Raw genomic sequence first — 26,911 nt, 5'->3', positions numbered from 1 at the left:
CGATCAGGCGTTATTCTACCGTACCGGCGGTGCCGGTGGACGCCGTGGCGGTCGCGGCGGCCGGGTCGAGGCTGCGCCACAGGTACCAGGTCGCGACGGTGCGCCAGGGTTCCCAGTTCGCCGCGACCTCGCGTGCATCGCTGCGCGAGACCGGCTCACCGGAGAAATAATTCTGGCTGATGCCCTGGATCAAGCCTGCGTCGTCGAGCGGCAGGACATTGGGCCTCAACAGATTAAATATCAAAAACATCTCGGCTGTCCAGCGCGTGATGCCGCGAATGCGGACCAGCTCGGCGATCACCGCCTCGTCGTCCATTTCGGACCAGAGGTTGGCGTGCACCCGCTTGGCCTTGAAATGGTCGGCCAGGTCGAGGATGTATTCGGTCTTGCGTTTCGAGAGGCCGCAGGCGCCCAGCTGCTCGGCGCCCAGCTTGATCACGCCGCTGGGCGTCAACTTGGGCAGGGCCGCGTTGAGCTTGGTCCAGGCGGCATCGGCCGCCTTTGGCGTGACCTGCTGGCCGACGATCGAGCGTGCCAGCGTGGTGAACGGGTCGGGATGCCCTTTCAGGTGCATGTCGCCGAACTGGGGATGAGGCGCTTCATGATGCGGTCGCGCCGCATCAGTTCAGCCTGGCCTCGGCCCAGTAGGCGGGCACTTCGAGGCCGGGCGCGTCGTCCCCGGCTGCGCCGCCGTTGTCCTTTTCCGCTGCCATCATGCGCGACGCCAACCCGTCGTTCCATCCGGCTTGTCTTCGAGGATGATGCCGGCCGCCGTCAGCTCGGCGCGGATGCGGTCGGCCTCGGCAAAGCTGCGTGCCTTCTTGGCGGCGGCGCGCTGGGCGATCAGGTCGTCGATCGCGCTTGCATCCATGCCGCCATCACCGCTGCCGCCGCGCAGGAAATCCTGCGGCGCGCGGTACAGCAGGCCGAGCACGCCGGCCGGGCTTTGAGCTGGCGCGCCGCGGCGAGCGATTTGCTGCGGTTGACTTCGCTGGCCAGGTCGAACATTTCGGCCACGGCCAGCGGCGTGTTGAAGTCGTCGTTCATCGCGTCGCGGAAACGCGCGGCATGCGCCTCGTCCCAATCCACCTGCACCTGCTCGTCGCCGAGGTCGACGGCGGCCAGCGCCGTGTACAGGCGCGTCAGCGCACCCTTGGCGTCGTCGATGTGGGCGTCGGAATAGTTCAGCGGGCTGCGGTAGTGCGAGCGCACGATGAAGAAGCGCACCACTTCCGGGTCGTATTTCTTGAGGACGTCGCGGATGGTGAAGAAGTTGCCCAGGGACTTGGACATCTTCTCGTTATCGACGCGCACGAACCCATTGTGGACCCAGTAGTTCACCATCGGCTTGCCGAAGGCGCCTTCGCTCTGGGCGATCTCGTTTTCGTGGTGCGGGAACTGCAGGTCCTGGCCGCCGCCGTGGATGTCGAACTGCTCGCCCAGGTGGGCGCAGGACATGGCCGAGCATTCGATGTGCCAGCCCGGACGGCCGCGGCCCCACTTCGAATCCCATTTCGCTTCGTCAGGCTCGGATTCCTTGGCCGCTTTCCAGAGGACGAAGTCGAGCGGATCGCGCTTGCCGGTGTTGACGTCGACGCGCTCGCCGGCGCGCAGGTCGTCGAGCGACTTGCCCGACAGCTTGCCGTAGCCTTCGAACTGGCGCACGGCGTAGTTCACGTCGCCATCGTCGCTGCGGTAGGCCAGGCCCTTGGCCTCGAGCTTCTCGATGATCGACAGCATGCCCGGCACGTGCTCGGTGGCACGCGGCACGATGCTTGCCGGCAGCATGTTCAGCGTGGCGAGGTCTTCGTCCATGTACTGGATGAAGCGGTTCACCAGCGAGGACATGGTTTCGCCGTTTTCCGCGGCGCGCTTGATGATCTTGTCCTCGATGTCCGTGATGTTGCGCACGTACTTGACCTCGTACCCGGATTCCATGAGCCAGCGATAGATGACGTCGAAGGCCATCATCATGCGCGCGTGGCCGACGTGGCAGTAGTCGTAGACGGTCATGCCGCAGACATACATGCCGACCTTGCCGGCCTGCATTGGGACGAAAACCTGCTTCTCGCGCGCCAGCGTGTTATAGATCTTTAATTGGCTCATTGGTGGTGATGAATCGAGAGGGGATCGGACGCCCATAGCAATACGGAAGACAGGCGCTACGCCGCATGGACGGGCACCGGAAAGTCATCTTTGCGTCGAGATCGCCTGACCCTCTGTGTTGTTCTTATTTGATAGAATGGGACGTTCTGGACAAAGTATAGCATTGATAAAATCCGGACTGGCCGCATATGGCTCAGGTTTATTTTTCTGTAAAAGACTTGACACGGCATTGCGCCACGTCCACCAAGGAGATGCACCATGCATGCACAAAAACAGATTCGCCGCTCCTTCCTGACCTATGTTGCCGCCGCGGCATGTGCCTTCAGCCTGGGCGGCACCGCCCTGGCGGCCGATCACCCGCAGGTGTCGATCAAGACGACGATGGGCGAGATCGTGCTCGAACTCGACCAGGAGAAGGCGCCCAAGAGCACAGCCAATTTCCTGCAATACGTGAAGTCGGGCTTCTACAAGGGCACGGTCTTCCACCGCGTCATTAACGACTTCATGATCCAGGGCGGCGGCTACACCGAGAAGCTGGTCGACAAGCCCGGCGTGAGGAAAGCCATCCCGAGCGAAGCGAAGAACGGCCTGTCGAACAAGCCCTACACGGTGGCGATGGCGCGCACCAACGACCCGAACTCGGCCACCTCGCAATTCTTCATCAACGTCAACGATAATGCCGGCCTCGATTACCCGGGCCAGGACGGTCACGGTTACACCGTGTTCGGGCGCGTGGTGAAGGGCCAGGAGACGGTCGACAAGATCAAGAATGTGGTCACCGACGACATGCGCGGCATGCAGGACGTGCCGGTGACGCCGATCGTGATTCGGTCCGCGACCATCCTCACTGGCGATAAGCTTGTAAAATAACGGTTGCACATTTCGCATCCCAACAAAAAAGGACACCCAATGACCTCCGTACTCATGACCACCAACAAGGGCAACATCACCGTCGAACTGGACGCCGAGAAGGCACCGAAGACCGTTGCCAACTTCCTGGACTACGTGAACAAGGGTCACTTCAGCAACACGATCTTCCACCGCGTGATCAAGGACTTCATGATCCAGGGCGGCGGCTTCGAGCCGGGCATGAAGCAGAAACCGACCGACGCGACCGTCGAGAACGAAGGCAAGAACGGCCTGAAGAACGACAAGTACACGATCGCCATGGCCCGCACCTCGGCGCCGCACTCGGCATCGGCCCAGTTCTTCATCAACACCAAGAACAACGACTTCCTGAACTACCCGGGCCAGGACGGCTGGGGCTATGCCGTGTTCGGCAAGGTCACCTCGGGCCTTGAAGTCGTCGACGAGATCAACAATATCAAGACCTCGCGTTCGGGCATGCACTCCGACGTGCCGGCCGAACCGGTGATCATCGAGAAAATCGAAGTCGTACAGTAAAACCACGCACGCGCGGGAGCCGAACCACGATGTCCACTCCCGCGCGCACGCTTGCGCTCTTCATCTCCGACCTGCACCTGCAGGAATCGCATGCCGCGACCGCGGATGCTTTCTTCAGCTTCCTCCACGAACACGCGGCGCACACCCGCCAGCTCTACCTGCTGGGCGACATCTTCGAATACTGGGCCGGCGACGACGACCTCGATACGCCCTTCCACGCCCGCGTGGTGGCGGCGCTGCGTACGCTCGCCGACGCCGGCGTCGAACTCTACTGGATGGCCGGCAACCGCGACTTCCTGGTCGGCGCGGATTTTGCACGGGCCGCGGGCTTGACGCTGCTGGCCGAGCCGCACGTGGTCGAGGTCAAAGGCCAGCGCATCGCCCTCGTGCACGGCGACGCCGAATGCACGCTGGACGCGAACTACATGGAGTTTCGCAAGATGGTGCGCAATCGAGCATGGCAGGCGCAGTTCCTGGCCATGCCGCTGGCCCAGCGCAAGACCATCATCGCCGGCCTGCGCGAAGGCAGCCGCGAAGCCCATACCACCAAGTCCTACGACATCATGGACGTCACGCCTGAAGCGATCGAGACGGTGTTCGCCACCACCGGCGCCGATGTGCTGATCCATGGCCACACCCACCGCCCTGCCCTGCACCTGCACGGCAGCCGTCGCCGCTACGTGCTGCCCGACTGGGAGAGCGACGCCACCCCGGCGCGCGGCGGCTGGATCGCGGTCGGGATCGACGGCGCCATCACCCGCCGCGCCGTCGACGGCACGCCCCTCTAGACCACCCGAGCAAGACTTGCGGTAAAGCGAGCCCGGCAGCCAGCGGCCCTGGCGCCGCCTGCGCTCGCCCGATCAAAACCGGCGCTACAGGCGAAAAAAAACCTTCGGGGGAGCGGCGCCTGCACGCCACTCCCCCGAAGGCCGGACTACTTACCCTGCAGGATTACGGCAGGTAGGACTGCAGCAGCGCGTAGCGGGTCATGCCGTACAGCTTGCCGCCCGAGTAGGCGACGGCACCGATGACCGTCTTGCCCCAGCCGTAGTCAGGCGTCGACAGCACGCCGGCCGGGCTGATCTTGCGCACGCTGCCCTGGCCGCTCAGGTAGAGGTTGCCCGCTTCGTCGATGGTCATGTATTCGACCTCGTAGAAGCCCAGCGTGCCCGTACCCACCGGACCGTCGACATCGCCCTTTTCGTTCAGCGGGGTGCCGGCGAACACGCTCAGCACGCCAGCCTTGGTGATGCGGTAGACAGCCACGGTGCCGGTGTCGGAGACGAAGACGTCGCCGGCGGCGTTCACGGCCACGGCCTGCGGCGCGAAGTTGACGGTCGGCTGGCCGACCAGGGTCGCCACCTGCGCCGCGGTTGCCAGCACGGTTTTGGCACCAAGCGGGGTCACGCGCTGCACCAGGCCGTTCGAGACGACGATGGCGTTGCCGTCCGGGTCGACCGCGACATTGGTTGCCGAGATGGCCGGGTCGACGGTGCTGACCGTGCCGTTCAGGATACGGCGCAGGCCCGTCGCCTGGGCCACCCACAGCGAGCCGTCCTTGCCTGCCGCGATGGCACGCGGGCTGTTGAAGGTGGCGCTAGCCGCCGCGCCATCCGCGCCGCCTGCCACGCCCGACTTGCCGGCGATGGTGCTCACGACACCGTCCGGCGTCGTCTTGCGCACGACGTGGGTGATGCTGTCGACCATGTAGACGTTGCCGGTCCGTGTCTGCTGCCAGCGAGGTGTGCCAGTTGAAGCGGGCTGCCGCGCCGGTGCCGTCCTGCGAGCCGCGCAGTGCCGGGGTTGCCGACAGGGTCGTCACGGTGCCGTCCATGCCTACGCGGCGCAGGTTGTTCTGGTCATTGTCGACCACGATCAGGTTGGCGCCGTCCAGGCCGATCGAACGGATCGAGCTGAAGCGTGCGGCCGTGCCCTGGCCGTCGGCGAAGCCGCGCGTCGGGCTGCCGGCAACGGTCGTGACGACCCCGGCCGTGGTCACCTTGCGCACCATCGCGAAGTCGCCGACGTACAGGTCGCCGGTTGGCGCGACCACCATGTCGGTGATGGCGGAGAAGCGCGCGCCGGCGCCGGTACCGTCCTGCGAGCCGATGCCGACCGCGCCGCCCGCGAACAGTTGCAGGGTGCCGCCGACGTCTTTCCAGATGCGGCTTTCAAAGTCGGAGAAGTACAGCGTGCCGTCCAGGCCGCGTGCCAGCGCATAGAAGGTCGGAGCAGCGTTCAGGCCGACCGGAACAGGCCAGCTACGGGTGGTCACGGTGCCGTTCGCGTTCACCAGGCGCACCGAGGCGCGGGCCAGCGAATCGATCACGATCACGCCGCCGGCGCCGTCGGACACCATGCGGTTCGGACGCTCGAACTTGGCGGCGGTACCGACACCGTCGGCGCTGCCGGTGCCGATGGCGCCCGGGTTGACGTTGTTGCACAGGGTCGTGCCGGAACCGGCCAGGGTCGACACGGTGCCGTCGGCGGCGATCTTGCGGATCATGCCGTTGCACTCGTCGGAGACGAACAGGGTGCCTTGCGGATCGACCAGCACGTCGCTGCCGAGGCGGAAGCGGAAGCGCGCGGTGGCGCCCGGACCGTCGGCGTAGCCAGGCTTGGCGGTGCCGCCGGCCAGCGTGGTCACGGTGCCGTTAGGCGCAATCTTCAGGACCGCGTTCGGGCCGCCGTCGACGACGTACAGGTTGCCATTGGCGTCGCCGGTCACACCCTGCGGTTCCTGCAGGGCGGTGATGGCGCCGGCCAGCTGCACCGGTGCGCAGGCAACCGCGGTCGAGGTGTTGTTGGCGCTGCCCATCGTGCCCGCGCCGTTGCTGACCTTGCAGGTGTAGCCGGCCGGCGGCGTCGCCGTGACGTTGTACGTGGCGCCAGCCTTGAGCTTGGTGGGGAAGGTGAATATACCGTTGGCGAGGCCCGGCAGGGTCTCGCCGCCGTTGGCCAGGGTCACGCTGGCGCCCTGGTCGAGGCCGCTGACGGTACCGCCCGGGTGAAGTCGGTCGCGACCGGTGGTGGCGGGGTCGTACCGCCACCACCACCGCCACCACCACCACCACCACCACCGCCGCAACCACCCAACAGGCCGAGCAGTACCGTGGCGACTGCAAATTCGATGGGCTTCATTGTTCGCTTCATGATCATTCTTTTCTCCGCTTTCCGGACGGCGCAACGTGCGCTGTTCCTACTGGAAAAAATAGTAAAAGAGAAATATAAAAATGACAAATGTGTGTCCAATCGTGCGCGCAAAATCGATTGAATATTTCTATTGATGAGCTGCCATTTGCGCGCTGTACGGGGCATGCAATCCTTGGTGAGTTTTCCAGTGGAAAAATCGACCATAATGGCTTGTTGTTATCCGGAACATGATCGAGTCCTGATGCAAGACATTGAAAGCGTTGTCAGGAGCGCTTGCGTTTCGTCCCGGCAGCGAATTTCGACCGTCCATGTCCGTTTTCCTGCAGTTCGTCGCGTTGCGGCTGCTGTAAAGAGTGGCGCTGTTATAGTTCACTACAACACCACAGCGATACCCACCACAGGAGACAGCGATGCGCTTACACGCCGCAAGGACGAGACGACAGGAGGACCGGCGATGAATATCGGCTGGAACGACAACGCACCCATTTACCGCCAGCTCAAGGACCGCGTCATCGGCATGATGCTCGACGGCGTCCTGAAGGCAGGCGACGCCCTGCCCTCGGTTCGCCAGGTCGCGGCCGAGTACCAACTGAACCCGATCACCGTATCCAAGGCATACCAGGAATTGGTGGACGAAAACCTAGTAGAAAAACGAAGGGGGATAGGCATGTATGTCACTGAAGGAGCGAGCGAGAAACTGCTTGCAAGCGAACGCGAGCGCTTCCTGCGCGAAGAATGGCCGGCCATGGTGGAACGCATCCGCCTGCTGGGCCTGAACATCGAACAGTTGCTGCACACTGCGCAGCCGGGAGGATCGGCATGAGCGCCGTCATTTCCGCCCGCGGCCTGTCCAAGCGCTACGGCAAGCGCACCGCCATCGACAACATCGACTTCGAGATCCCGGCCGGGCGCATCGTCGGCCTGATCGGCCCCAACGGTTCCGGCAAGACCACCACCCTGAAGGCGGCGCTGGGCCTGGTGCCCTTCGACGGCGAACTGTCGGTGATGGGACTGGACCCGCGCACCCAGCGCGACGCCCTGATGCAGGACGTCTGCTTCATCGCCGACGTGGCCATCCTGCCGCGCTGGCTGCGGGTGATGGATGCGATCGACTTCGTGGCCGGCGTGCATCCGCGCTTCGACCGCGCCCGCGCCGAACGCTATATCGCCAACACCCGCCTGACCCCGACCATGAAGGTCAAGGAAATGTCGAAGGGCATGATCGTGCAGCTGCACCTGGCGCTCGTCATGGCCATCGACGCCAAGCTCCTCGTGCTCGACGAACCGACGCTTGGACTGGACATCATCTACCGCAAGCAGTTCTACCAGAACTTGCTCGAGGACTATTTTGACGAGAACAAGACCATCGTCATCACCACCCACCAGGTGGAAGAAGTCGAGCACATCCTGACCGACCTGCTCTTCATCCGCGACGGCAAGATCGTGCTGGCCGCTTCGATGGACGAAGTCGGCGAGCGCTATGTGGAAGTGATGGTCGCCGCCGACAAGGTCACCGCCGCCAACGCCTTGCAGCCGCTGGACCAGCGCACCGTGTTCGGCAAGTCGGTGATGCTGTTCGATTCGGCACGTGCCGGCGGCGTGTCGCGCGCCCAGCTGGCAGCCCTGGGCGAGACCCGCAACCCGAGCGTGGCCGACCTGTTTGTGGCAACGATGAAAGGAACCTACGCATGAATACGATGAAATGGCTGCTCCGCCGCGAGTTCTGGGAGCACAAGGGCGGCTTCGTCTGGGCGCCGCTCATCGCCGCCATCATCATGGTGGTGCTGATCGGCGGTGTCGTCGGCTACGGCATCGCCAGCGGCAAGATGGCCGGGGACGACGTCACCATTTCCATTGGCAATGCGAAGGTGCACGGGTCGCACGCCGGCGAGGCCATCACGTCCGTCGTGCGCGAGCAGATCGCGGACACGGCCGCGGGCAATTACGTCGCGGTCGGCGCCCCGATCCTGGTGGTGCTGCCGGTGGTCGCCTTCTTCTACTGCCTGGCCGCGCTCTACGACGACCGGCGCGACCGCAGCATCCTGTTCTGGAAGTCGCTGCCGATATCGGACACCCAGACCGTGCTGTCGAAACTGGCCACGGTGCTGGTGGCGGCGCCCCTGATCAGCATCGGCATCGCGGTCGTGACCTCGCTCGTGATCCTGCTGCTGGCCGGCCTGGCGGCGAGCTACCACGGCCTGCACCTGTTCGGCGCCGTGCTGACCAACCCCAAGCTCTACCTGACGCCGCTGTACCTGGTGGCGATGGTGCCTGTCTACGTGCTGTGGGCGCTGCCGACTGCCGGCTGGCTGATGCTGGTGTCGAGCTGGGCGAAGTCGAAGGTGTTCCTGTGGGCGGTCGGCGTGCCGCTGATGACGGCGGTCCTGCTCAAGTGGCTCGACTACCTGCTGGGCATGTATTCCGGCACCACCATCAACGCCGACTGGCTGGTGGACCAGGTCATCGAGATCTGCCTGTTCGGACTGGTGCCGGGCACCTGGCTGATGGACGCGGGTTCGGCACTGCCGCGCGGCGACCATGGCGCGGACATGCTGGGCATCCTGGCCTACTCCTGGAAGACCCTGGCCCAGCCGGACCTGTGGGCGGGCGTGGTGGCAGGGGTGGCGATGATCGCCGGTGCGATTCGCCTGCGCCGCTGGCGCGACGAAGGCTGATCTTCCCCGCGCACATCCCGGCGATGTGCGCTTCCCGCCCCCGCCCATCCGGTGGGGGCACCTGGCGGACCGCGGCGACTCGCCGCGCTCCCGCCGCTCTCCCCTCCCACACAATCGAGACGATATGACATTCATGCATCGCAGGCTTTTTTGCGTCCTGGCCTTGTGCTCCTGCATGGCGCAGGCCCAGACCACGCCGCCGGCGGCGCTGCCGACGTCAAGCCAGCAGGTCGCCGCGGCAGGCGCCAGCTACCGTGGCGCAGGTCGCCACCGCGGGCAGCGGCCGCTACACCGTGATCTTCGAATCCGGCTTCGGCACCGACCTGCGCGCCTGGCGCAAGGTGGCGCCTGCGCTGGCCGGCAAGGCGCGCGTCTTCACCTATTCGCGCGCCGGCCATGGCGGCTCGGAGGCGCGGCCGGAACCGCGCACCATCGAACAGAACAGCGTGGAACTGGAACAGCTGGTCGCAGCGGCGAAGCTGGCGCCGCCCTTCATCCTCGTCGGCCACTCCTACGGCGGCCTGCTGGTGCGCAGCTACGCCGCGCGCCATCCGGAGCAGGTGGCGGGCATGGTGCTGGTCGACCCGAGCGACGAGGGATTGAATCCAGCCTTGCGCAAGCTCGACGCGGAACGCGCCGCAAACGACGACCGCCAGTTCGCAGCCATTGTCCCGGCCAGGTTTCAGGCGGAATTGAGGTTGCTGCAGCCCGTGCTCGATAGCGGCAAGCTGGCGCTGGCAGGCAAGCTGCCGGACGTGCCGACCGTGGTGCTGACCTCGGTGCAGCAGACCGAGAAGCCCGAGTTCTTCGTCCAGGCCCCGCAAGCGGTGGCGATCAAGCAGGGCCTGCACGCAAACTTCCTGCGCCAGTTCAGCGACGGCTCGCAAGTGCTGACGGCGCGCAGCGGCCACAATATCGAGCTCGAAGAACCGGAACTCGTGATCGCCGCCGTCGAGAAGGTGATGGCCGCGGCCGACAAGCGCCCCGGGCGCTGACGCGGGGAGCGCCGCTTACTGGAACTGCTGGCGGAAGGCTTCGAACTGTGCCTTGAGCTCGGCGATTTCACCGCGCAGCCCGGCGACTTCTGCTTCCAGCTGGCCGATGCGGCTGCCGGGCGCAGCAGCAGGCGCCGCGGCGCCAAAGGCGGAGTCGTCGCGCGCGGCGGAGATTTCGCCGCCGAGCAGCTGGCCATAGCGCGATTCCTTGGTGCCGGGGGCGCGCTCGAGCCTGGCCACGAGCGGCGGGTATTTGTCGATCAAAACTGCAGCGTGGCCTCGACCTCGGCCACCGTCCTGAATTCGTGCAGGCGCCCGCTGCGGGTGCGGATTTCGCCGGCCGTCTGCAGGCCGCGCAGCATCAGCACGGTGAGTACCGCCACCTTGTCCTGCTCGAGCGTCCACTTGATGCGCATGCGGTGCTCGTACTTGATGACGCGCGCGCCGGCCGCGCTCACGGCGTTCACCAGGCGCCGCTCGGTCAGGCGCTGCAGCGTGTCCTGCACGGTATCTTCGCCCAGCTGCATGACCGGATCGCGGCTGGAAAGCTGGTTGCAGCCGTTGACGATGGCGTTGAGCGTCATCGGATAGTTGTCGGGCGTGAGCGCCTCTTTCTCGGCCAGCACCGCGAGCACGCGGATCTCGAATGGGTCCAGCACGTTCGCGCCGGCATTGGCGGCATTGGCGGCATCGCCCGCCGCCGCGCTCATGGATTCGTCAGTCATGGATTTCCTCAGTCGACCAGCCGGTTCAGTTCGGCGGAATCGAGTTTATCACCCTCGCGCATGTTCGGACAGGCGATGCCGGCGGCCTGGATGGTGGCCGTCAGGCGTTCGAGCTGCTCGTCCTGGCGCGCGACGTGGTCGATCAGGCCGCGCAGGGCTTTCGAGAGCGGATCGTCGCCGTTGGGCGTGACACCATAGGCGGCGAACATGCGTGCACTCCTCGACTGGTCTTCCTTGCGGATGATGTGGGCCGGGTTGCCCACCGCGGTGGCGCCGGCCGGCAGGGGTTTCACGACGACGGCATTCGAGCCGATCTTGGCGAATTCGCCCACCGTGAAGGCGCCCAGCACCGGGCGCCGGCGCCGACGATCACGCCGCGCTCGAGCGTCGGGTGGCGCTTGGTGCCGGCGGTGAGCGTCGTGCCGCCCGGGTCACGCCCTGGTAGATGGTGCAGTCGTCGCCGACGACGGCGGTCTCGCCGATGACGACGCCGAAGCCGTGGTCGATGAAGACGCGCCGGCCGATGGTGGCGCCCGGGTGGATTTCGATGCCGGTAACGACGCGCGCCAGGTAGGACAGGAAGCGTCCCAGCCATTTCAGGTTCATGCGCCAGCATGCGTGTGCCCAGCGGTGCAGGACGATCGCATGCAGGCCGGGATAGCAGGTGAGCACTTCCCAGCCGTTGCGGGCGGCCGGGTCGCGTTCGATGATGCTGTTGATATCTTCGCGCAACGAGTAAAACATAATGAGGACAGAATGAAAACAGCGGCAATGGTAGCTTATCCGCCGCGGGGCCGCTTGGACAGGACCGATTTCGACGCCGGCGATTCGGCGCGCCACCGGCCTCCCGGGCAAGCGTGGGTCGGTGCGGCCGCCCGTCGCCGCCGCAGTCCTCGGCCTGGCTGAGCGCCGGGCCGAATTCGCTGGCCAGCCATGCGTCCAGCTCTGCCCTGCCGGCCGCGTCCAGGCTCGGCAGCATGTGGGCATACCAGCGCCTGCCCTGCTCCGGCCCGAGCGCGGCGCGCACGAAACCGAGGCTGTTGGCCAGGAAGGCGCTGAAGAAGGGCATCGAGCGCGCGTAAAGGACGGTCGGGTCGGTCGAACCGAGCTCGGTGTAGGCCAGGCGGATCTGGTCGACGTAGGGCATCGCCTCAGCCGCGCGTCCGGCCTGTTTCAAGGCGGTGACGAAACTCGTCAGCAGCGTCATGCGCGGCAATTCGCCGGATTGCGCATTGATCGCCAGGGCCTGCTCGATCCACTCCAGGCCATCCTGCAAGCTGCCCGCCATGACCGTCGTGGTCGCCAGCTGCAGGGCATTGTGGGCGCTCGGCTCCTCGTCGAACAGGGACTCGAAATGGCGGGCCGCGCTCGTCCAGTGACCGAGGCGCGAGCAGGCCAGCGCGCAGATCCTGCGCGCATCCGAGCGCACGGCGACATCGCCGGAGGCCACATGCGGCAGCGCCGCCTCGCTTGCCTCGGCATGCCGTCCCGCTTCCAGGTGCGCGAGCGCAGCAGCAAGCCCCGGGGCTACCGGCAGTGCCGCAGCGGCTTCGCTGCCCAACTCGCCCAGCGCCTGGCCAAGCAACTCCCCGACCAGCGCATCGACGTTCGTGTGCGGCAGGCGCAGGTACTCGACCACGGCTTCGCGCCGTTTGTTCACCTGGCCTTTCTCGCCAAGACTGACATGCACGTTGGTGACCGAGACATGGGCGTCAAGCCCGCCGCCGCGGTAAAGAATCACCTCGGCGTGGCTCTTGGTCCCATCCGCCGCTGACGGGCTCAGGACGGCACGGATGGCCTGGGGATCGGCTTCCAGCCAGGCCGAGGTCCGGGCGGCGTCGACGGGATGGAACCTGCGCCGGACCAAGATTCTTTCGGCCCAGGCGTTCGTCGCTTCGCAGAACGGCTCCTCCGCGCGCATGCGTGCCAACAAGGGCGGGAGCATCAGGTGGATGGCAAGTTCGAGCAGCCAGACGCCGGCCAGCCAGATGCCGCTGAGCGGCCAGCCCGACAGGTTCGTCGTGCCGGTGGGGACAGTGTCGGCTGCAAGCCGGAACAGCAACCACGGCTGCGTGGCGAGCTTCACGAATATCTGGCCGGCGATCACGCCCAGCTCCTCCCGGCCGAGTGCGCACATCGTCAGCGCTCCCCACGCGCACCACCCGAGGTACCAGCCTGCCAGGCCCAGGACGGTGCCGGCGCGGCTGGCCCAGGCCGGATTGCGCACCTTGCCCTGCGCAACAAGGAATTTCACCAGCCAGCCGATCGCGAACGACATGCCGAAGGCGATGAACACCTTGATGACGACAGGCGCATGGATGATCAGCCATGCGTACAGCCACGCAAACGGAAGCAGTGCGCTGGAGACGATGAAGGCGATCGGATACGCCACTGCCGGCACGCGGCCTGAAGGGCGATAGCAAGGCGAAGTCATGTTTCCTCCAGCGGGGTCGGAATGGGGGGCAAGGCGCACCCATTATCCGTCGCTGGCAGCGGCACAAATTGCACCTACGCAACACTTGCCATGCATGAGCAGGCTGTAGCGTGCCGGCCACATTTTGCACGGCCGCATGCCATGTTCACGGCGCCAAAACGAAAAATGGGCTGCCGACAGAATCGGACAGCCCATTTGCCGGAGGCATCGGACCTCGCGGGAAGGTCCGGTTCCGCAAGCCCGTTCAGGCTCCGCGCTGGCGGCGTGCCTCGTACAGGCAGACGCCCGACGCCACCGACACGTTCAGGCTCTCGACCGAGCCAAACATCGGGATGGACACCAGTAAATCGCAGGTTTCGCGGGTGAGGCGGCGCATGCCCTCGCCTTCGGAACCCATGACGAGCGCGGTCGGGCCGGTGAAGTCGGCTTCGTAGAGGCCCTTGTCGGCATCGTCGGAGGTGCCGATCAGCCAGATGCCGCGGTCCTTCAGGTCGCGCATGGTGCGCGCCAGGTTCGTCACCGTGATGTAGGGAACCGTCTCGGCGGCGCCGCTGGCGACCTTCGCCGCGGTGGCGTTCAGGCCAACCGCGCGGTCCTTCGGCACGATGACCGCATGCGCGCCAACGCCGTCGGCCACGCGCAGGCAGGCGCCCAGGTTGTGCGGGTCGGTGATGCCGTCGAGGATGAGCAGCAGCGGCGGGCCGTCGATGGCATCGAGCAGCTCGTCGAGGTTGCGCGCCAGCGCCAGCTGGCTGGCAAAGGCGATCACGCCCCGGTGGCGGCGGGTGCCGACGATCTTGTCGAGACGGGCGGCGTCGACCGGCATGACGCGCACGCCGGCCTCTTTCGCGTTCGCGATCAGGGCCTTCATGCGGGCGTCGTTGCGCTCGGCGTCGACAAAGATCTCTTCCACCGATTGGGCCTCGTGGCGCAGCCGCGAGGTCACCGCGTGGAAGCCGAAAATCATTTTATTCTTCATGCCTTACTTCTTCTTCGTTTTGGAGGTGGTGCTGCCTGCCGCGACCGACTTCTTCGCGGCGGGTTTGGTGGCGGCGCTCTTGGTGGCGGCGCTCCTGGTTTCGGTGCTCTTCGCTGCGGTGCTCTTCGCTGCGGTGCTCTTGGCTGCGGTGCTCTTCGTCGCCGCGGTCTTGACTGCAGGCGTCCTGGTCGCGGCGCTCTTTGTTGCGGTGCTCTTCTTTGCCGGGGCCTCCGACGCTGGAGAGGCGGCCTTGTCCGCACGGGCTCGGCGCGGCTTGGCCGCTGGCGTGTCCGCTGCCGGTTCGGCAAGCGCAGGTGCTGCCGGCGCGGCAGCTGGCACCGGGCCTGGAACGCTGTCCTCGGCAGCCTGCGCGCCCTGGTACGGCGCGCACGCTTGACGGCCGGCGGCGTTTCCGCGACGGCTGCCGGTGCAGGTGCTGGCTCGGCGGCCGGCTGGGGCGCCGGCTCGTCCGCGGCCTCGGCATCGCGCTGGCGCGACGCGGCGGCATCAGCTGTTGCGCTCTTGCGTCCCTTGCGCGATGGCTTGCTCCCCTGCGGCGGGTGCGTCGGCCGCCGGTGTGGCAACCGGCTCCGCGGCCACGACCGCTGCGGCTGCCTGCGCGGCCGATTCCGTCTCCGCTTCCTCACGGCGGCGCGCGGCCGCGGCGTTCTTGCGGGCACGGCGCGATGGTTTCGCGGACGGCTGGTCCGGATCGGCTTCGTCGACCTGCGGCTGCGGCACCGCCACGGCGGTCAGTGCGAGCGTGTCGACCGCCGGCTCGTCGAGGTGGCCAGGCGTCGACAGGTTGGCGGCGCCGCCATTCCTGCGGTTGCGGCGCGAACGCTTGCCGCCGCCTTCGCGGCCGCCATCGCGATTGCCTTCCTGCTTCTGCTGTCCGCCGCGCCCGCCGTTGCTGGCGTTCCCGTTACCGCCGCGGTTGCCGCGGCCGCCGTCGGCGCGTGCATTCTGCCCGTCCTGCTGGCTCTGCTGTCCTTGCGGCTGCGCCGGTGCGGCAGCTCCCTCCTCCGCCAGCACCAGGTCGATCTTGCGTGCTTCGAGGTCGACTTTCGCGACCTGCACGGTCACGCGGTCGGTCAGGCCGAAAGTCCTGCCGGTGCGTTCGCCGCGCAGCAGGTGGCGCGCTTCGTCGTACTGGAAATAATCCTGGCCCAGGCCGGTGATGTGCACCAGGCCTTCGACATACAGTTCGTCGAGCTGCACGAAGATGCCGAAGGTGGTGACGCCGGCGATGACACCGGTGAACGATTCGCCCAGCTTGTCCTGCATGTAGAAGCACTTGAGCCAGTTCTCGACGTCGCGCGAAGCTTCGTCGGCGCGGCGCTCGTTGGCCGAGCAGTGCACGCCCAGCGCGTCCCAGATGGTCAGGTCTTTCTCTTCCTTCGACTTGCCTTCCGCCTTGTCTTTCGCGGCCTGCTTGCGCACGGCGTTCGAGACGGTGGTGTTGAGCTTCGAGACGTCGATGCCTTTCGGCTCGTACCTGCGGCCCAGCAGGATGGCCTTGATGGCGCGGTGGGTCAGCAGGTCCGGGTAGCGGCGGATCGGGCTGGTGAAGTGGGCATAGGCCTCGTAGGCCAGGCCGAAGTGGCCGACGTTGTCGGGGCTGTAGACGGCCTGCTGCATCGAGCGCAGCAGCATGGTCTGCAGCAGTGCCGCGTCCGGACGGTCCTTGATCTCGCGCATGACGGCGGCGTAGTCGCCCGCGGTCGGCTTGGTGCCGCCGCCGAGGTTCAGGCCGGCCTGGCGCAGGAAGGTGCGCAGCTGGTTCAGCTTTTCCTCGGTCGGGGTGCCGTGGATGCGGAAGGTGCCCGGATGCTTGTGGCGGATCAGGAGGTCGGCGGCGCAGACGTTCGCGGCCAGCATGCATTCCTCGATCAGGCGGTGCGCGTCGTTGCGGGTGCGCGGGATGATCTTCTCGATCTTGCCCATCGCATTGCAGACGATATAGGTTTCCGTCGTTTCGAAATCGATGGCGCCGCGCTCGTGGCGCGCTTTCAAGAGCGCGTGGAAGGCCGCGTTCAGGTTCAAGAGGTGCGGCACGATGGCCGGACGGCGTGCGGCTTCCTCGCCGTGGCGGTCGGCCAGCACTTCGGCCACCTGGTTATAGGTCAGGCGCGCGGCCGAGTGCATCACGGCCGGATAGAACTGGTAGGCGGTGACTTCGCCGGCGCTGGTCACGACCATGTCGCAGACCAGGCAGAGGCGGTCGACGGCCGGGTTCAGCGAGCACAGGCCGTTCGAGAGCTTTTCCGGCAGCATCGGGATCACCCGGCGCGGGAAATACACCGAGGTGCTGCGCTCGATCGCGTCCGCATCGAGCGCATCGTTCGGTTTCACGTAATGGCTGACGTCGGCGATGGCGACCAGCAGGCGGAAGCCATCCTCGGCGCCGACCTTGACCGGTTCGCAGTAGACGGCATCGTCGAAGTCGCGCGCGTCTTCGCCGTCGATGGTGACAAGCGGCACATCGCGCAGGTCGACGCGGTCGACCAGGTCGGCATCGCGTACTTCGCTCGGCAGCTTGCCCGCCTGCTTCAGTGCGGCTGGCGAGAATACATGCGGCACACCGAACTTGCGCACGGCGATTTCGATTTCCATGCCCGGGTCGTCCAGTTCGCCGAGGACTTCGACGATGCGGCCGGTCGGCTGCTGGAAACGCGCCGGCTGTTCGATCAGCTCGACGCTCACCACCTGCCCGGCGCGCGCCTTGCCCGGGGAACCGGCGACCAGGATGTCCTGGCTCATGCGCTGGTCTTCGGGCGAGACGATCCAGACGCCGCCTTCGTTGAGCAGGCGGCCGATGATGTGGGTATTGGCACGTTCGACGACTTCGACGATGGTGCCTTCCGGACGGCCGCGGCGGTCGGTGCCGACGATCTTCGCGAGGACGCGGTCGCCATGCAGTACCTTCTGCATTTCCTTGTCGTTCAAGAACAGGTCGTCGCCTGGTTCATCCGGAATGACGAAGCCGAAACCGTCGCGGTGCGCGGCGATCTTGCCGGCGATGAAACCGGACTGGTCGGCCAGCATATAGAGGCCGTTGCCGTTGGTGCGGATCTGGCCATCGCGCTCCATCGCGTTCAGGCGCCGGCCCAGGACTTCCTGGGCAGCCGGCTTGACTTGCAGGGCACGGGCAAGCGCTGCTGCGTCGAGCGGTGCGCCTGCATCACGAAACACGCCGAGGATTTCCTCGCGGCTAGGAATGGTATGAGTAGGTTGCTTCAAATCGTTTTCTTGAATTCTTTTTTAAGCGCCGGACCGGCCGGCACCGTGGTTGGATTGACAGCTTGACAGGCGTAGTGTAACGGAGGACCGCGCGATTCGCCTAACGTACCGTGCGCAATGTGCGTGCTTCAGCGTGCGCGGACCTCGGGATGGGCCTGGGCGGATATGCGGCCTCGGCATGCATCATCCGGACCACTGCCCCTCGCAGCACCGTCGTGCGAGCTTGCGAATTTCCCCAAGGAAGGGTCTTTGACATTTGCAATCCTTCCGCTATAATCTCGGCTCTTTCGCAACGACAGCATGTGAAGCGGAAGAAAAAAGCGGCAAGGTCGGGCAAGTTTGACGCAGCGAGCGACGAAAGTTGATCTAGCGAAAAACTGGAAAGCCTGATATTGTATCAGCTTCGGTAACAAGCAGTATCAGTGCCCACGTGGCGGAATTGGTAGACGCGCATGGTTCAGGTCCATGTGCCGCGAGGTGTGGGGGTTCGAGTCCCTCCGTGGGCACCACTCTACCGGAAGTTGTCCGCAGCAGTTCGTTGTAAAGCGTTGTATGAGCAGTACCAGTGCCCACGTGGCGGAATTGGTAGACGCGCATGGTTCAGGTCCATGTGCCGCGAGGTGTGGGGGTTCGAGTCCCTCCGTGGGCACCATCTACTGGCAGTCATCCGCAGAAGTAGTAGTAGTAGTATCGCGATACCGTAGGGTGGGCACTCCGTGCCCACGCGGAAGGTAGCGTAGTGTTAGCAGTTGCAGTGCCCACGTGGCGGAATTGGTAGACGCGCATGGTTCAGGTCCATGTGCCGCGAGGTGTGGGGGTTCGAGTCCCTCCGTGGGCACCAAGTTTTCTGGTGCAGGCAGTATCCGGTTACCGGCGCAAAACGCCGCAATCCTTGCAAAAGGTTTGCGGCGTTTTGCGTTTCTGAGCTCTCCTTACGCCGCAATCCTTGCAAAAGGTTTGCGGCGTTTTGCGTTGTACGCTCCCTCTTCTACTGCCCCGCCAGATCATCCAGGATCGGACACGCAGAGCGCGCATCCCCGTGGCAGGACGCTGCCAATTGCTCGAGCGTGCGCCGCATCGCTTCCATCTCCGCGATCTTCTGGTTCAACGCCTCGATATGCGCCTGCGCCAGGGCGTGCACGTCGCTGCTCGCGCGCGAACGGTCCTGCCACAGCGCCAGCAGCGCGCCGATCTGCGCGAGGGAAAACCCGAGTCCGCGCGCGCGGTGGATGAATTGCAGCACGCGCAGGTCCTGGCCTGAATAGCGCCGGTAGCCGGCCTCGCTACGGTGCGCAGGCTTGATGAGTCCGATGGCCTCGTAATGGCGGATCATCTTGGCCGAGACGCCTGACGCGTGCGCCGCGTCGCCGATGTTCATTGCGCCCGATGGGGTATTCATGGTGCCGATCCTGTCGAGTAGATCACCCCAGCATATACCTTCCCACGATGACAAGGTCAAGGCCGCGCTTGACGGACGGTCCCTGTCGTTTATGCTCGCTGCCATGGGCTGCTCCATCCGGCCGCCACTTCGTATCGGGACGGCCGTTGCAGAAAGCTCATCGTTGCCCAATAATAGGTGCGGCAGAATCGTACGTCGTCCGTCGTTTGATCCAAAAAAACCCGAGGAGACATTGATGTTCACGAGTCCGGAACAATTCGCATCCGCCACCAAAACCCTGTTCGACCTGCAAATGCAGACCTTCGACATGCTCGCCAACAAGACTGTCAGAGGTCTCGAACAGGTGGTGGCGCTCAACATGAATACCGCCCGCAGCACGATGGACAAGACCCTCTCCGCCAGCCGCGACCTCTCCCAGGCGCGCGACGCCCGCGCCGCCTTCGATGCACTGTCCGCCCGGATGTCGCCCGACATGGCCGGCAACGCCGAGTACCGCGACCAGTTCAAGGCCATCATCGAAGAGATGCAGAGCGAGTTCAGGCGTGCGGCCGACGTCCACATGGCCGAAGCCAAGAGCACGCTCTCGGCGCTGATCTACGACGTCACGCAGAACGTCAAGCCAGGCTCGGAGAATGCGGTCGAGATCATCAAGTCCGCCATCGACAATGCCTTCCAGGGCTACGAACAGGTGACCCAGGCCACGCGCCAGGCGGTGCAGAACGTGGAAGACCAGATCGCCAAGGCGTCGGCGATGGTCCGGCCCGGCGGCGGTGACGCAGCGAAGGCCTCTGACGGCCGGGAGGGCGGGGGCTGAGCGGCAACCGGACAAGCTGCCGATTTTCGCGCGGTCTCAAAAAAACAGGGCGGCAGCCGGCCGCCCTGGAATAATCTTTCACCCCTGACTGCGGGTGAAAGATTATTTCGTCACCTCTGCCCATTCGGGCGCGCCCGAGAAACCCTCCAGAGCAAGGCGCCGCAACGTGGCTATGGAGGGTTTGTCAGGCACGCTAAGTTCCCTCGCCTTCGATTCCCAGCAGTTCTTCGACATGGGCCAGTGCGCCCGCATCCTTCACCACGCTCCTGAGCCAGAGGTGCAGCGGCTGTTCGCCCCAGGCCGCCGCCTTGTCGGCCAGGTAGGCGACCGGGCTGTGCGGCTCGGTGTGGCGGAAGTAGTCGGCCACCGCGCGCAGCTGGGCCAGCGCCTGGGCGCGGGTCTGCAGCACGCTGGCCGGCATCGGCAAGGCCATCGCGCCAGCGGCCGCCACGCCCGCCACTGCCGGCGCCGGCGCCGCGGAGACCGCGCTGACGGCGACGGCGGCAGTCGCAGGCGTCACGAAGTGCGCCAGGTTCTGCAAGGCGTTGCGCGCGGTGCTGAAGCTCGGCCCGTCCACGCCCAGTCGCGCGTCGACGGCTTCCTCCAGTCTGGCGAGCGCATCCGGGCAGTGCTGGCAATCCTCGAGCAGGGCCTGCTGGAAGGCTCGCGAAGTCCGGCTGCGCGCCGCCTCGACCTCGGCGATCGCTTCCGCACCATGGGCACGGGCCGCTTCGATGTCGCGCATCGAGAACGTGGCGCCTTCGGTCACCGGGCATTCCGTCGCCAGTTGGGGAATGCGCGCCGCGATCCAGCACAGGTTACCGATGCGGCGTTCGAAACCGTCTTCGTCCGGCTGCGGATACAGCCCGTCCCAGCGCTCGCACAAGCCGGCGATCGCCAGCAGCGCTTCGCCCAGCGCCCGCAGCCCGGCCGTCCCGGCGGTGGCCTCGGCCAGCCAGACCGCCAGCTGCAAGTCCTTGCTGCGCGTTTCAATCAGGAGCGCGCAGCGCTTGCTGACGAACTTCCAGTCCGCTTCCTTGAGCGTGGTGACCCATGCCCCCTGCTCCAGCGACGGGTCGTCGGCCTTGCGTGCCTGGGCAATCGCGTCCACCTCGCTGGAAAACGCCAGGTCCTCGCCGCAGGGGCTCTCCACGCTGACCGGCTTGAGTAACTGTTCGACGTCGAGCATGGGGCCTCCTTATGCCGGTTCGACCGTGTACTTGAACTTGCCGGCGCGCGTGGCCCCGACCTTGATGCGTGCGATCGCGCCGCCCTCGGCCATCTTCGCCAGCACGCTGTCGGCGATCTCGGGCAGCATGCTGCCGTTGAGGATGGTGTCGACGTTGCGTGCGCCCGAATCGACCTCGGTGCAGCGCGCCAGCACGGCGTTTACCAGCGCCTCGTCGTACTCGAACGTGGCGCCGTGGTTGTCCAGCACGCGCTGGCCGATGCGGTTCAGCTTCAGGCGGATGATGTTGGCCAGCACCGGGTCGCTGATCGGATAAAAAGGCACGACGGCCAGGCGGCCGAGGAAGGCCGGCTTGAACTGCTTGACCAGCTGCGGCCGGATCGCGTCGAGCAGCTCGTCCGGTTTCGGCATCTCGCTCGCGCTCTTGTTCAGGCAAGCAGCCATCATCGTGCTCGATGCCGTGTTCGAGGTCAGGATGATGACCGTGTTGCGAAAGTCGATCTGGCGTCCTTCGGCGTCATCGAGCACACCCTTGTCGAAGACCTGGAAGAAGAGCTCGAGCACGTCCGGGTGTGCTTTCTCGACTTCATCGAGCAGCACCACGCTGTAGGGATTGCGCCGCACCGCTTCGGTCAGCACACCGCCTTCGCCATAGCCGACATAGCCAGGCGGCGAGCCTTTCAGGCCGGAGACACTGTGCGCTTCCTGGTATTCGCTCATGTTGATGGTCACCAGCTTGCGCTCGCCGCCGTAGAGCAGGTCGGCCAGCGCCAGCGCGGTTTCCGTCTTGCCGACGCCCGAGGTGCCGACGAACAGGAACACCCCTTTCGGCTTGTTCGGATCGTCCAGGTTGGCGCGCGCCGTGCGCACGCGCTGGGCGACGGCGGCAATCGCATGCGACTGGCCGAGGATGCGCTCTTCCAGCAGCGGCTGCAACTGCATGACGGTCCTGATCTCGTCCTTCATCATGCGCCCGAGCGGGATGCCGGTCCAGGCGGCGACGATGCCCGCCACCGTATTGCCGTCGACCTGCACCGGCACCAATGGCGTCTCGCCCTGCAGCGTGCGCAGTTCCTCGACGGCGGCGCGCAATGCCGGACCATCGCCCCGTCCGCCTTCGAGTTCGCCACGCATGCGCGCGATGTCTGCCGTCAGGCTGCGCTCCTGTTCCCAGCGTGCGTTCAGGCGTTCCTGCTCGGTCAGCGCCGCCATGCGCTCGCCGCGTAGTTGCATCAGGCGGGCCGCATGCTCGCCACCGGCGCTCTGCTCGCGTTCGAGCGCCCCGATCTGCACGTCGATCTGCTCGATGCGGCGCATCCAGGTTTCGAGCAGCGCCGGCGTGGCGCTCTGGCCAAGCGCCACCTTGGCACAGGCGGTGTCGAGGACGCTGATCGCCTTGTCGGGCAGCTGGCGTCCGCTGATGTAGCGGTGCGACAGGCGCACCGCGCCGACGATCGCTTCGTCGTACACGCGCACGCCGAAATGAGCCTCCATGAGCGGCGCCATCGCGCGCAGCATGGCGCAGGCGGTTTCCTCGCTTGGTTCCTCGACCTTGATGACCTGGAAGCGCCGCGCCAGGGCCGCATCCTTCTCGAAATACTTCTTGTACTCGCTCCAGGTGGTGGCCGCGATCGTGCGCAGTTCGCCGCGTGCCAGCGCGGGTTTCAGCAGGTTGGCCGCATCGTTCTGGCCGGCCGTGCCGCCTGCGCCGATCATCGTGTGCGCCTCGTCGATGAAAAGGATGATGGCATGGGGGCTCGCCTTGACCTCGTCGATCACATTTTTGAGGCGGTTCTCGAACTCGCCCTTCACGCTGGCGCCGGCTTGCAGCAGCCCCATGTCGAGCGTGTGGATTTCGACGCCGCGCAGCACTTCCGGCACGTCGCCCATCGCGATGCGCAGCGCCAGGCCTTCGACCACGGCGGTCTTGCCCACGCCCGCTTCGCCGGTCAGGATCGGGTTGTTCTGGCGCCGGCGCATCAGGATGTCGATGGCCTGGCGGATTTCAGGGTCGCGTCCGATCACCGGGTCGACCTTGCCCTCGCGCGCGCTGCGTCAGGCAGGTGGTGAACTGGTCGAGCGCCGGCGTCTTGCCGGGCGCGGCGGCTTCGAGTTCGCCCACCGGGTCGCCGCCCGGGGCCTGGCCGCGGTCCTGCGCCGCAGCGGTGGCGGTCGCTTCGCTCGAGCCGCGCGTGAGCTTGTCGAAGTCGTGCTTCAGGCGCTCGAGCGCGAAGTCGGCGAACAGGGGCGAACCGCGCTGCGCCAGTTGCGCCAGGCTTGGTTCGGTCAGCAGCGCCAGGAGCAGATGGCCGCTGCGGATCGCGTTGGGCGCACCCGAACCATCCCGGCCTAGCGAGGCGATCAGCCAGGCATGCTCCAGCAGCGTCGGCAGGTGTTTCGAGAATACCGGCGTGCGCGTGCTGCCGCCGGCAAAGCGCGCCACCTCGCGCCGCAGATCCGATTCGAGTCCCGTAACGCTGATGCCGCAGGCGCGCGCAGCGACATTGACGTCGCAGTCGGCCTGCTCCAGCAGCGCGAGGAAGAGGTGTTCGATATCGACTTCGTAGTGGCCCATGCCGACGCAGATGTTGGCCGCGCGCGTGGCGGCCATGCGCGTGGCGCCGTTCAGTTTGCCGATCAGGGTCTTGAGATTGATGTCCATGCGTGTGACGTCCTTTGTTGGGTAGTGAAGCTAGCGCTTGCCCTTCCTGATCGCGTAGCGCAGCGAGGAAGGCTGCAGCACGGCGCTGAAGTCGACGGTTTCGCCGGCGCCTTCCAGGTCGAGGCGCGCGTGGATGACGAAATTGAGGCGGTTGACACTGCCGGCCACCGCCTCGATGCGCGCGGCGACATCCTTCAGGCGCGGCTCGTGGGTCTCGATGGCCGTCTTCAGGCTGGCGCAGATCGCCGCGCGGTCTTCGTCGCTGGTGAGGCAGAAGGCGGCAAAGTCGACCAGGCCGTAATTGAGGATGGAGGCGCGGGCGCGCGGATAACCGTCGAAGGCGCCGCTCGGGATGGCCGCGCGCGTGTTGAGCAGCGCTTCGAGGTCGCGCGCAACGTGGTCCTTGATCTGTTCAAGGTTCAGGCCCTGCGCCGCCCTGCCCTGCTCGCTGCGCTCGTCCATGAGGCGATCGAGCAGGCCGGGGATGAAACCTGTCATGGCAAACCCTTGGATGGTGGCGCGTTCGACGAAGGTGCTGCTGGAAGGTGCTTCCGGAAGCGAAACACGGCCGCCGCGAGGGCGACGGCCGTGAGGTGCTATCGATCAGGCGATCTTGTTGGTCGCCAGGTCCCAGCCGCCGGACGTATTGCCGCCGGCGCCGCCGGTGACTTTCTGCTGGGTGTACTTCCATTTGATCTTCGAGAACTTCAGGCCGACTTTCTCCTGGATGATCGAGCCTTCGTGCACGGCCGGCATGATGGCGCCGATCAGCACGTTCTCCAGTTCGATCTCGAAGTACTTGATGCGGTCGCCCTGGCCGTCGGCGCGCATGAATTCCAGTTTGGCTTTCGGGATGGTCTTGCCGGCCGAGCAGGTCTGCAGCAGGATCGGCGAAGCCAGGTCGGCGAGCTTGGTGAACGAGACTTCCTCATGCTCGCAGCGTTCGGCCGTATGGCCCCCGCCGGTCGACGCGGTGGCCGAGCGCGGCTGCTTCACGCCCCAGTTCACCGAGGTGCACTCGATCCAGTCCTTGTGCTTGTCGTCCGTCGACTCGCCCTTGATGCCGTCGATTTGCAGATATACGTCAATTGCCATGTTTGCTTACTCCAGTTCAGGTTGAAAAGTGATTTAGTTTTTGGTCGACTGCGGCAACTCCGCGACCAGTCGGAGCGAAACGGACAATTCGTCGAGCTGGAAGTGCGGCCGCAGGAAGGACACGGCGCGGTAGCAGCCCGGCCGGCCCGGCACCTCGGACACCTGCACGCTCGCTTCCCTCAGCGGGAACTGGGCCTTCTGTTCCTGGCTGGCGTTGTCGTCCAGGAGCACGTACTGGGTCAGCCAGCGGTTCAGGTAATCCTCGACATTCGACGCGGCGGCGAAGCTGCCGATCTTGTCGCGCATCATGGCCTTCATGTAGTGGGCAATGCGCGAGACGGCGAAGATATACTGCAGCTGCGAGGACAGCATCGCGTTCGCATTGGCCGCCTCGTTCGCGTACTTCTTCGCCTTCTGTGCCGACTGCGCGCCGAAGAAGGCGGCGTAGGAGGTGTTCTTGCAGTGCACCAGGGAGATGAAGCCGAGGTCCGACAGCTCCTTCTCGCGGCGATCGGTGATCGCCACTTCGGTCGGGCACTTCAGCGCGACTTCGCCTTCGTCGGTCTTGAAGGTGTGGGTCGGCAGGTTTTCGACCAGGCCACCGCCCTCGACGCCGCGGATCGCCGCGCACCAGCCGTAGTCTTCGAAGGCGCGCGTCAGCTTGGCGGCGAAGGCATAGGCCGCGTTGCACCACAGGTATTTGGTGTGGTCGGTGCCGTCGACGTCCTCGACATAGTTGAAGCCTTCGGTGGTCATGCCGTCGACCGGGTTGAACGGCAGGCGGCCGAGAAAGCGCGGCAGCGTCAGGCCGACGTAGCGCGCATCCTCGGACTCGCGGAAGGCCTTCCATTTCGCGTATTCGACGGTATCGAAGACCTTGGCCAGGTCGCGCGGTTTGCCCAGGTCGCCGAAGCTGTCGACGCCGAAGAGTTCCGGCGCGGCCGATGTGATGAAGGGCGCGTGGCTGGCCGCGGCCACGTGCGACATCTGCTCGAGAAAATACATGTCCTCGGGCTGGCGGCTCATTTCGAAGTCGCCGACCAGGGCGCCGTAGGGCGCGCCGCCAAAGGTGCCGAACTCCTCCTCGTAGACTTTCTTGAAGAGCGAGCTCTGGTCGAACTCCAGCGCAGCCTGGAAGTCCTTCACCAGTTCGCGCTTGCTGGCGTTGAGCATGCGGATCTGCAGGCCGGCGCCGGTGGACGAATTTTTCACCAGGTATTGCAGGCCGGTCCAGCTGCGCTCGAGCTTCTGGAATTCCGGAGCATGCATGACGGCGGACAGCTGGGTGGAGATCATGCTGTCGAGTTCCGCCAGGCGTGCGTCGATCATTGCCGACAGGTTGTTCGACACCACCATCGTGCCCGACATGACCTGCGTGACCAGTTCCGAGATCAGGTCGCGCGCGCGTTCGTGTTCGCTCGGCGAGGCCGCGACGCGGCTTTGCTCGACGATCTGGTCGAGCAGCGAGTTGTCCAGCTCCAGCGCAGGCTTGGCTGCCTGTTCGAGAATCGCCGCCATTTACTTGTCCTCCGTGTTCTTGCGCAGGCCTGCGAGCTTCTCGGTGTTGCCGAGGACCTCGCTCAGGATGTCGTCGAGCTTGTCGTTGCCGGCCAGCTTGTTACGCAGGTCGGCCAGCTTGGTGCGCGCTTCCAGAAGACCTTTCAAGGGCGCGACCTGCTGCACCACCGACTCCGGGCGGAAATCGGCCATCTCGCGAAACTGCAGCTGGACGCCGAACTGGCCGCCCTCGTCGCTCAGGTGGTTCTCGACGCGGAACTGCAGCGCCGGTGCCACGCCGCCCAGCACTTCGTCGAAGTTGGAAGCGTCGACGTTGACGAACTTGCGGTCCTTCAGGCGCTTCTTCTCGGCCTGCGGGTCGGCGCCGAAGTCGCCCACCACCCCGACGACAAAAGGCAGCTCCTTGTTTTCGATGGCGTCGCCGATCTCGACGTCGTAGGTCATCTGCACGCGCGGCGCGCGCACTTTCTGCAGGCGCTTCTGCACGCTTTCACTTTTGGCCATGTCAGCTCCAGAGGGA

The 26,911-nt window shown here is 65.6% G+C and carries 22 protein-coding genes, 3 tRNA genes and 5 pseudogenes; 14 read left to right on the top strand and 16 right to left on the bottom strand.

Going from position 1 to position 26,911, the window contains the following annotated elements:
- Positions 1-10: 10 nt before the first annotated feature.
- Together G4G31_RS13900 and cysS are read right to left on the bottom strand one after the other, a co-directional pair.
- Positions 11-713, bottom strand: a pseudogene (locus G4G31_RS13900) (DNA-3-methyladenine glycosylase).
- Positions 713-2,106, bottom strand: a pseudogene (gene cysS, locus G4G31_RS13895) (cysteine--tRNA ligase). The pseudogenes G4G31_RS13900 and cysS overlap by 1 nt, the downstream one beginning before the upstream one ends.
- Positions 2,107-2,364: 258 nt before the next feature.
- Between cysS and G4G31_RS13890 the strand changes: the two are divergent.
- From G4G31_RS13890 to G4G31_RS13880, 3 genes are read left to right on the top strand one after another with little or no spacing between them, the layout of a single operon-like run.
- Complete coding sequence (locus G4G31_RS13890) at positions 2,365-2,976, top strand: peptidylprolyl isomerase (RefSeq protein WP_182988195.1); 612 nt, start codon at positions 2,365-2,367, stop codon at positions 2,974-2,976.
- 39 nt (positions 2,977-3,015) lie between these two features.
- On the top strand, positions 3,016-3,510 hold the full coding sequence (locus G4G31_RS13885; RefSeq protein ID WP_182988194.1) for a peptidylprolyl isomerase: 495 nt from the start codon (positions 3,016-3,018) through the stop codon (positions 3,508-3,510).
- Between the two features lie 29 nt (positions 3,511-3,539).
- Positions 3,540-4,298, top strand: coding sequence for a UDP-2,3-diacylglucosamine diphosphatase (locus G4G31_RS13880; protein ID WP_182988193.1), 759 nt, complete (start codon positions 3,540-3,542; stop codon positions 4,296-4,298).
- Positions 4,299-4,461: 163 nt separating this feature from the next.
- Here the strand turns inward: G4G31_RS13880 and G4G31_RS13875 are convergent, their stop codons facing one another.
- From G4G31_RS13875 to G4G31_RS13865, 3 genes are read right to left on the bottom strand one after another with little or no spacing between them, the layout of a single operon-like run.
- Positions 4,462-5,166, bottom strand: a complete 705-nt coding sequence (locus G4G31_RS13875; protein ID WP_182988192.1) for a hypothetical protein — start codon at positions 5,164-5,166, stop codon at positions 4,462-4,464.
- Positions 5,108-6,478 (bottom strand): hypothetical protein, encoded by a 1,371-nt coding sequence (locus tag G4G31_RS13870; RefSeq protein WP_182988191.1) that lies wholly within the window; start codon positions 6,476-6,478, stop codon positions 5,108-5,110. Before G4G31_RS13870 ends, G4G31_RS13875 begins: the two co-directional genes overlap by 59 nt.
- Entirely contained in the window at positions 6,475-6,867 is a 393-nt protein-coding gene (locus G4G31_RS13865; protein ID WP_182988190.1) for a hypothetical protein, read from the bottom strand. Before G4G31_RS13865 ends, G4G31_RS13870 begins: the two co-directional genes overlap by 4 nt.
- 250 nt (positions 6,868-7,117) lie before the next feature.
- Here G4G31_RS13865 and G4G31_RS13860 point away from each other — a divergent pair, with 250 nt between their 5' ends.
- The 4 genes from G4G31_RS13860 to G4G31_RS13845 all read left to right on the top strand — a co-directional run bounded on the left by G4G31_RS13860 (position 7,118) and on the right by G4G31_RS13845 (position 10,333).
- A complete protein-coding gene (locus tag G4G31_RS13860) occupies positions 7,118-7,486 on the top strand; it encodes a GntR family transcriptional regulator (RefSeq protein ID WP_182988189.1) in 369 nt (122 codons plus the stop codon).
- Positions 7,483-8,355, top strand: coding sequence for an ABC transporter ATP-binding protein (locus G4G31_RS13855; protein ID WP_182988188.1), 873 nt, complete (start codon positions 7,483-7,485; stop codon positions 8,353-8,355). Before G4G31_RS13860 ends, G4G31_RS13855 begins: the two co-directional genes overlap by 4 nt.
- A 5-nt stretch (positions 8,356-8,360) precedes the next feature.
- Positions 8,361-9,338: a hypothetical protein gene (locus tag G4G31_RS13850; RefSeq protein WP_229424965.1), complete on the top strand. Its 978-nt coding sequence runs from the start codon at positions 8,361-8,363 to the stop codon at positions 9,336-9,338.
- A gap of 254 nt (positions 9,339-9,592) precedes the next feature.
- Positions 9,593-10,333, top strand: a complete 741-nt coding sequence (locus tag G4G31_RS13845; protein ID WP_182988186.1) for an alpha/beta fold hydrolase — start codon at positions 9,593-9,595, stop codon at positions 10,331-10,333.
- Positions 10,334-10,348: 15 nt separating this feature from the next.
- Here G4G31_RS13845 and G4G31_RS13840 read toward each other — a convergent pair.
- A pseudogene (locus G4G31_RS13840) lies at positions 10,349-11,058 on the bottom strand (YceH family protein).
- A gap of 8 nt (positions 11,059-11,066) precedes the next feature.
- Positions 11,067-11,802, bottom strand: a pseudogene (cysE, locus tag G4G31_RS13835) (serine O-acetyltransferase).
- A 235-nt stretch (positions 11,803-12,037) separates the two neighbouring features.
- Here cysE and G4G31_RS13830 point away from each other — a divergent pair.
- Together G4G31_RS13830 and G4G31_RS13825 are read left to right on the top strand one after the other, a co-directional pair.
- Complete coding sequence (locus tag G4G31_RS13830) at positions 12,038-12,832, top strand: hypothetical protein (protein WP_182988185.1); 795 nt, start codon at positions 12,038-12,040, stop codon at positions 12,830-12,832.
- Positions 12,813-13,478 carry a hypothetical protein gene (locus G4G31_RS13825; RefSeq protein ID WP_182988184.1) on the top strand — a complete coding sequence of 222 codons (666 nt, stop codon included), beginning with the start codon at positions 12,813-12,815 and terminating at the stop codon, positions 13,476-13,478. The genes G4G31_RS13830 and G4G31_RS13825 overlap by 20 nt, the downstream gene beginning before the upstream one ends.
- A gap of 258 nt (positions 13,479-13,736) precedes the next feature.
- Here G4G31_RS13825 and rlmB read toward each other — a convergent pair whose 3' ends face one another.
- Entirely contained in the window at positions 13,737-14,471 is a 735-nt protein-coding gene (rlmB, locus tag G4G31_RS13820; protein WP_182988183.1) for a 23S rRNA (guanosine(2251)-2'-O)-methyltransferase RlmB, read from the bottom strand.
- On the opposite strand from rlmB, the gene G4G31_RS13815 reads away from it, so the two are divergent.
- Positions 14,470-14,868 (top strand): hypothetical protein, encoded by a 399-nt coding sequence (locus G4G31_RS13815; protein WP_182988182.1) that lies wholly within the window; start codon positions 14,470-14,472, stop codon positions 14,866-14,868. The two genes, rlmB and G4G31_RS13815, sit on opposite strands and share 2 nt — an antisense overlap.
- 110 nt (positions 14,869-14,978) lie before the next feature.
- Here G4G31_RS13815 and rnr read toward each other — a convergent pair whose 3' ends face one another.
- Entirely contained in the window at positions 14,979-17,714 is a 2,736-nt protein-coding gene (gene rnr / locus G4G31_RS13810; protein WP_182988181.1) for a ribonuclease R, read from the bottom strand.
- A 424-nt stretch (positions 17,715-18,138) separates the two neighbouring features.
- On the opposite strand from rnr, the gene G4G31_RS13805 reads away from it, so the two are divergent.
- The 3 genes from G4G31_RS13805 (at position 18,139) to G4G31_RS13795 (ending at position 18,555) form a co-directional block, all read left to right on the top strand.
- A tRNA-Leu gene (locus G4G31_RS13805) sits at positions 18,139-18,223 on the top strand.
- Positions 18,224-18,281: 58 nt separating this feature from the next.
- Positions 18,282-18,366: transfer RNA gene (locus tag G4G31_RS13800), tRNA-Leu, on the top strand.
- Between the two features lie 104 nt (positions 18,367-18,470).
- Positions 18,471-18,555, top strand: a tRNA-Leu gene (locus G4G31_RS13795).
- 147 nt (positions 18,556-18,702) lie between these two features.
- On the opposite strand, the gene cueR is transcribed toward G4G31_RS13795, so the two are convergent.
- Positions 18,703-19,092: a Cu(I)-responsive transcriptional regulator gene (gene cueR / locus G4G31_RS13790; RefSeq protein ID WP_182988180.1), complete on the bottom strand. Its 390-nt coding sequence runs from the start codon at positions 19,090-19,092 to the stop codon at positions 18,703-18,705.
- Between the two features lie 256 nt (positions 19,093-19,348).
- Between cueR and G4G31_RS13785 the strand changes: the two genes are divergently transcribed.
- Positions 19,349-19,927: a phasin family protein gene (locus G4G31_RS13785; RefSeq protein WP_182988179.1), complete on the top strand. Its 579-nt coding sequence runs from the start codon at positions 19,349-19,351 to the stop codon at positions 19,925-19,927.
- A gap of 193 nt (positions 19,928-20,120) precedes the next feature.
- Here the strand turns inward: G4G31_RS13785 and tssA are convergent, their stop codons facing one another.
- The 6 genes and pseudogenes from tssA to tssB all read right to left on the bottom strand — a co-directional run bounded on the left by tssA (position 20,121) and on the right by tssB (position 26,895).
- The gene (gene tssA / locus G4G31_RS13780; protein WP_182988178.1) at positions 20,121-21,116 is read right to left on the bottom strand and encodes a type VI secretion system protein TssA; all 996 of its coding nucleotides are present in this window, start codon (positions 21,114-21,116) and stop codon (positions 20,121-20,123) included.
- 9 nt (positions 21,117-21,125) lie between these two features.
- Positions 21,126-23,778, bottom strand: a pseudogene (gene tssH, locus G4G31_RS13775) (type VI secretion system ATPase TssH).
- Between the two features lie 30 nt (positions 23,779-23,808).
- Positions 23,809-24,276 carry a type VI secretion system baseplate subunit TssE gene (tssE, locus tag G4G31_RS13770; RefSeq protein ID WP_182988177.1) on the bottom strand — a complete coding sequence of 156 codons (468 nt, stop codon included), beginning with the start codon at positions 24,274-24,276 and terminating at the stop codon, positions 23,809-23,811.
- 105 nt (positions 24,277-24,381) lie between these two features.
- Positions 24,382-24,873 carry a type VI secretion system tube protein Hcp gene (locus G4G31_RS13765; protein ID WP_182988176.1) on the bottom strand — a complete coding sequence of 164 codons (492 nt, stop codon included), beginning with the start codon at positions 24,871-24,873 and terminating at the stop codon, positions 24,382-24,384.
- 33 nt (positions 24,874-24,906) lie between these two features.
- Positions 24,907-26,391 (bottom strand): type VI secretion system contractile sheath large subunit, encoded by a 1,485-nt coding sequence (tssC, locus tag G4G31_RS13760; RefSeq protein ID WP_182988175.1) that lies wholly within the window; start codon positions 26,389-26,391, stop codon positions 24,907-24,909.
- Complete coding sequence (gene tssB, locus G4G31_RS13755; RefSeq protein ID WP_182988174.1) at positions 26,392-26,895, bottom strand: type VI secretion system contractile sheath small subunit; 504 nt, start codon at positions 26,893-26,895, stop codon at positions 26,392-26,394.
- Between the last annotated feature and the right edge of the window lie 16 nt (positions 26,896-26,911).

It is taken from the genome of Massilia sp. Se16.2.3 (assembly GCF_014171595.1).
Lineage (GTDB): Bacteria > Pseudomonadota > Gammaproteobacteria > Burkholderiales > Burkholderiaceae_D > Telluria.
The sequence above is the reverse complement of the archived record's forward strand: the minus strand, read 5'-3'. Positions and strand labels throughout refer to the sequence as shown.

Bases quoted from the DNA above. Each gene is read 5' to 3' on its own strand.
- G4G31_RS13890 (WP_182988195.1), top strand. From the start codon at position 2,365: ATGCATGCACAAAAACAGATTCGCCGCTCCTTCCTGACCTATGTTGCC.
- G4G31_RS13885 (WP_182988194.1), top strand. From the start codon at position 3,016: ATGACCTCCGTACTCATGACCACCAACAAGGGCAACATCACCGTCGAA.
- G4G31_RS13880 (WP_182988193.1), top strand. From the start codon at position 3,540: ATGTCCACTCCCGCGCGCACGCTTGCGCTCTTCATCTCCGACCTGCAC.
- G4G31_RS13865 (WP_182988190.1), bottom strand. From the start codon at position 6,867: ATGGTCGATTTTTCCACTGGAAAACTCACCAAGGATTGCATGCCCCGT.
- G4G31_RS13860 (WP_182988189.1), top strand. From the start codon at position 7,118: ATGAATATCGGCTGGAACGACAACGCACCCATTTACCGCCAGCTCAAG.
- G4G31_RS13855 (WP_182988188.1), top strand. From the start codon at position 7,483: ATGAGCGCCGTCATTTCCGCCCGCGGCCTGTCCAAGCGCTACGGCAAG.
- G4G31_RS13850 (WP_229424965.1), top strand. From the start codon at position 8,361: ATGAAATGGCTGCTCCGCCGCGAGTTCTGGGAGCACAAGGGCGGCTTC.
- G4G31_RS13815 (WP_182988182.1), top strand. From the start codon at position 14,470: ATGCCTTACTTCTTCTTCGTTTTGGAGGTGGTGCTGCCTGCCGCGACC.
- rlmB (WP_182988183.1), bottom strand. From the start codon at position 14,471: ATGAAGAATAAAATGATTTTCGGCTTCCACGCGGTGACCTCGCGGCTG.
- cueR (WP_182988180.1), bottom strand. From the start codon at position 19,092: ATGAACATCGGCGACGCGGCGCACGCGTCAGGCGTCTCGGCCAAGATG.
- G4G31_RS13785 (WP_182988179.1), top strand. From the start codon at position 19,349: ATGTTCACGAGTCCGGAACAATTCGCATCCGCCACCAAAACCCTGTTC.
- tssA (WP_182988178.1), bottom strand. From the start codon at position 21,116: ATGCTCGACGTCGAACAGTTACTCAAGCCGGTCAGCGTGGAGAGCCCC.
- tssE (WP_182988177.1), bottom strand. From the start codon at position 24,276: ATGACAGGTTTCATCCCCGGCCTGCTCGATCGCCTCATGGACGAGCGC.
- G4G31_RS13765 (WP_182988176.1), bottom strand. From the start codon at position 24,873: ATGGCAATTGACGTATATCTGCAAATCGACGGCATCAAGGGCGAGTCG.
- tssC (WP_182988175.1), bottom strand. From the start codon at position 26,391: ATGGCGGCGATTCTCGAACAGGCAGCCAAGCCTGCGCTGGAGCTGGAC.
- tssB (WP_182988174.1), bottom strand. From the start codon at position 26,895: ATGGCCAAAAGTGAAAGCGTGCAGAAGCGCCTGCAGAAAGTGCGCGCG.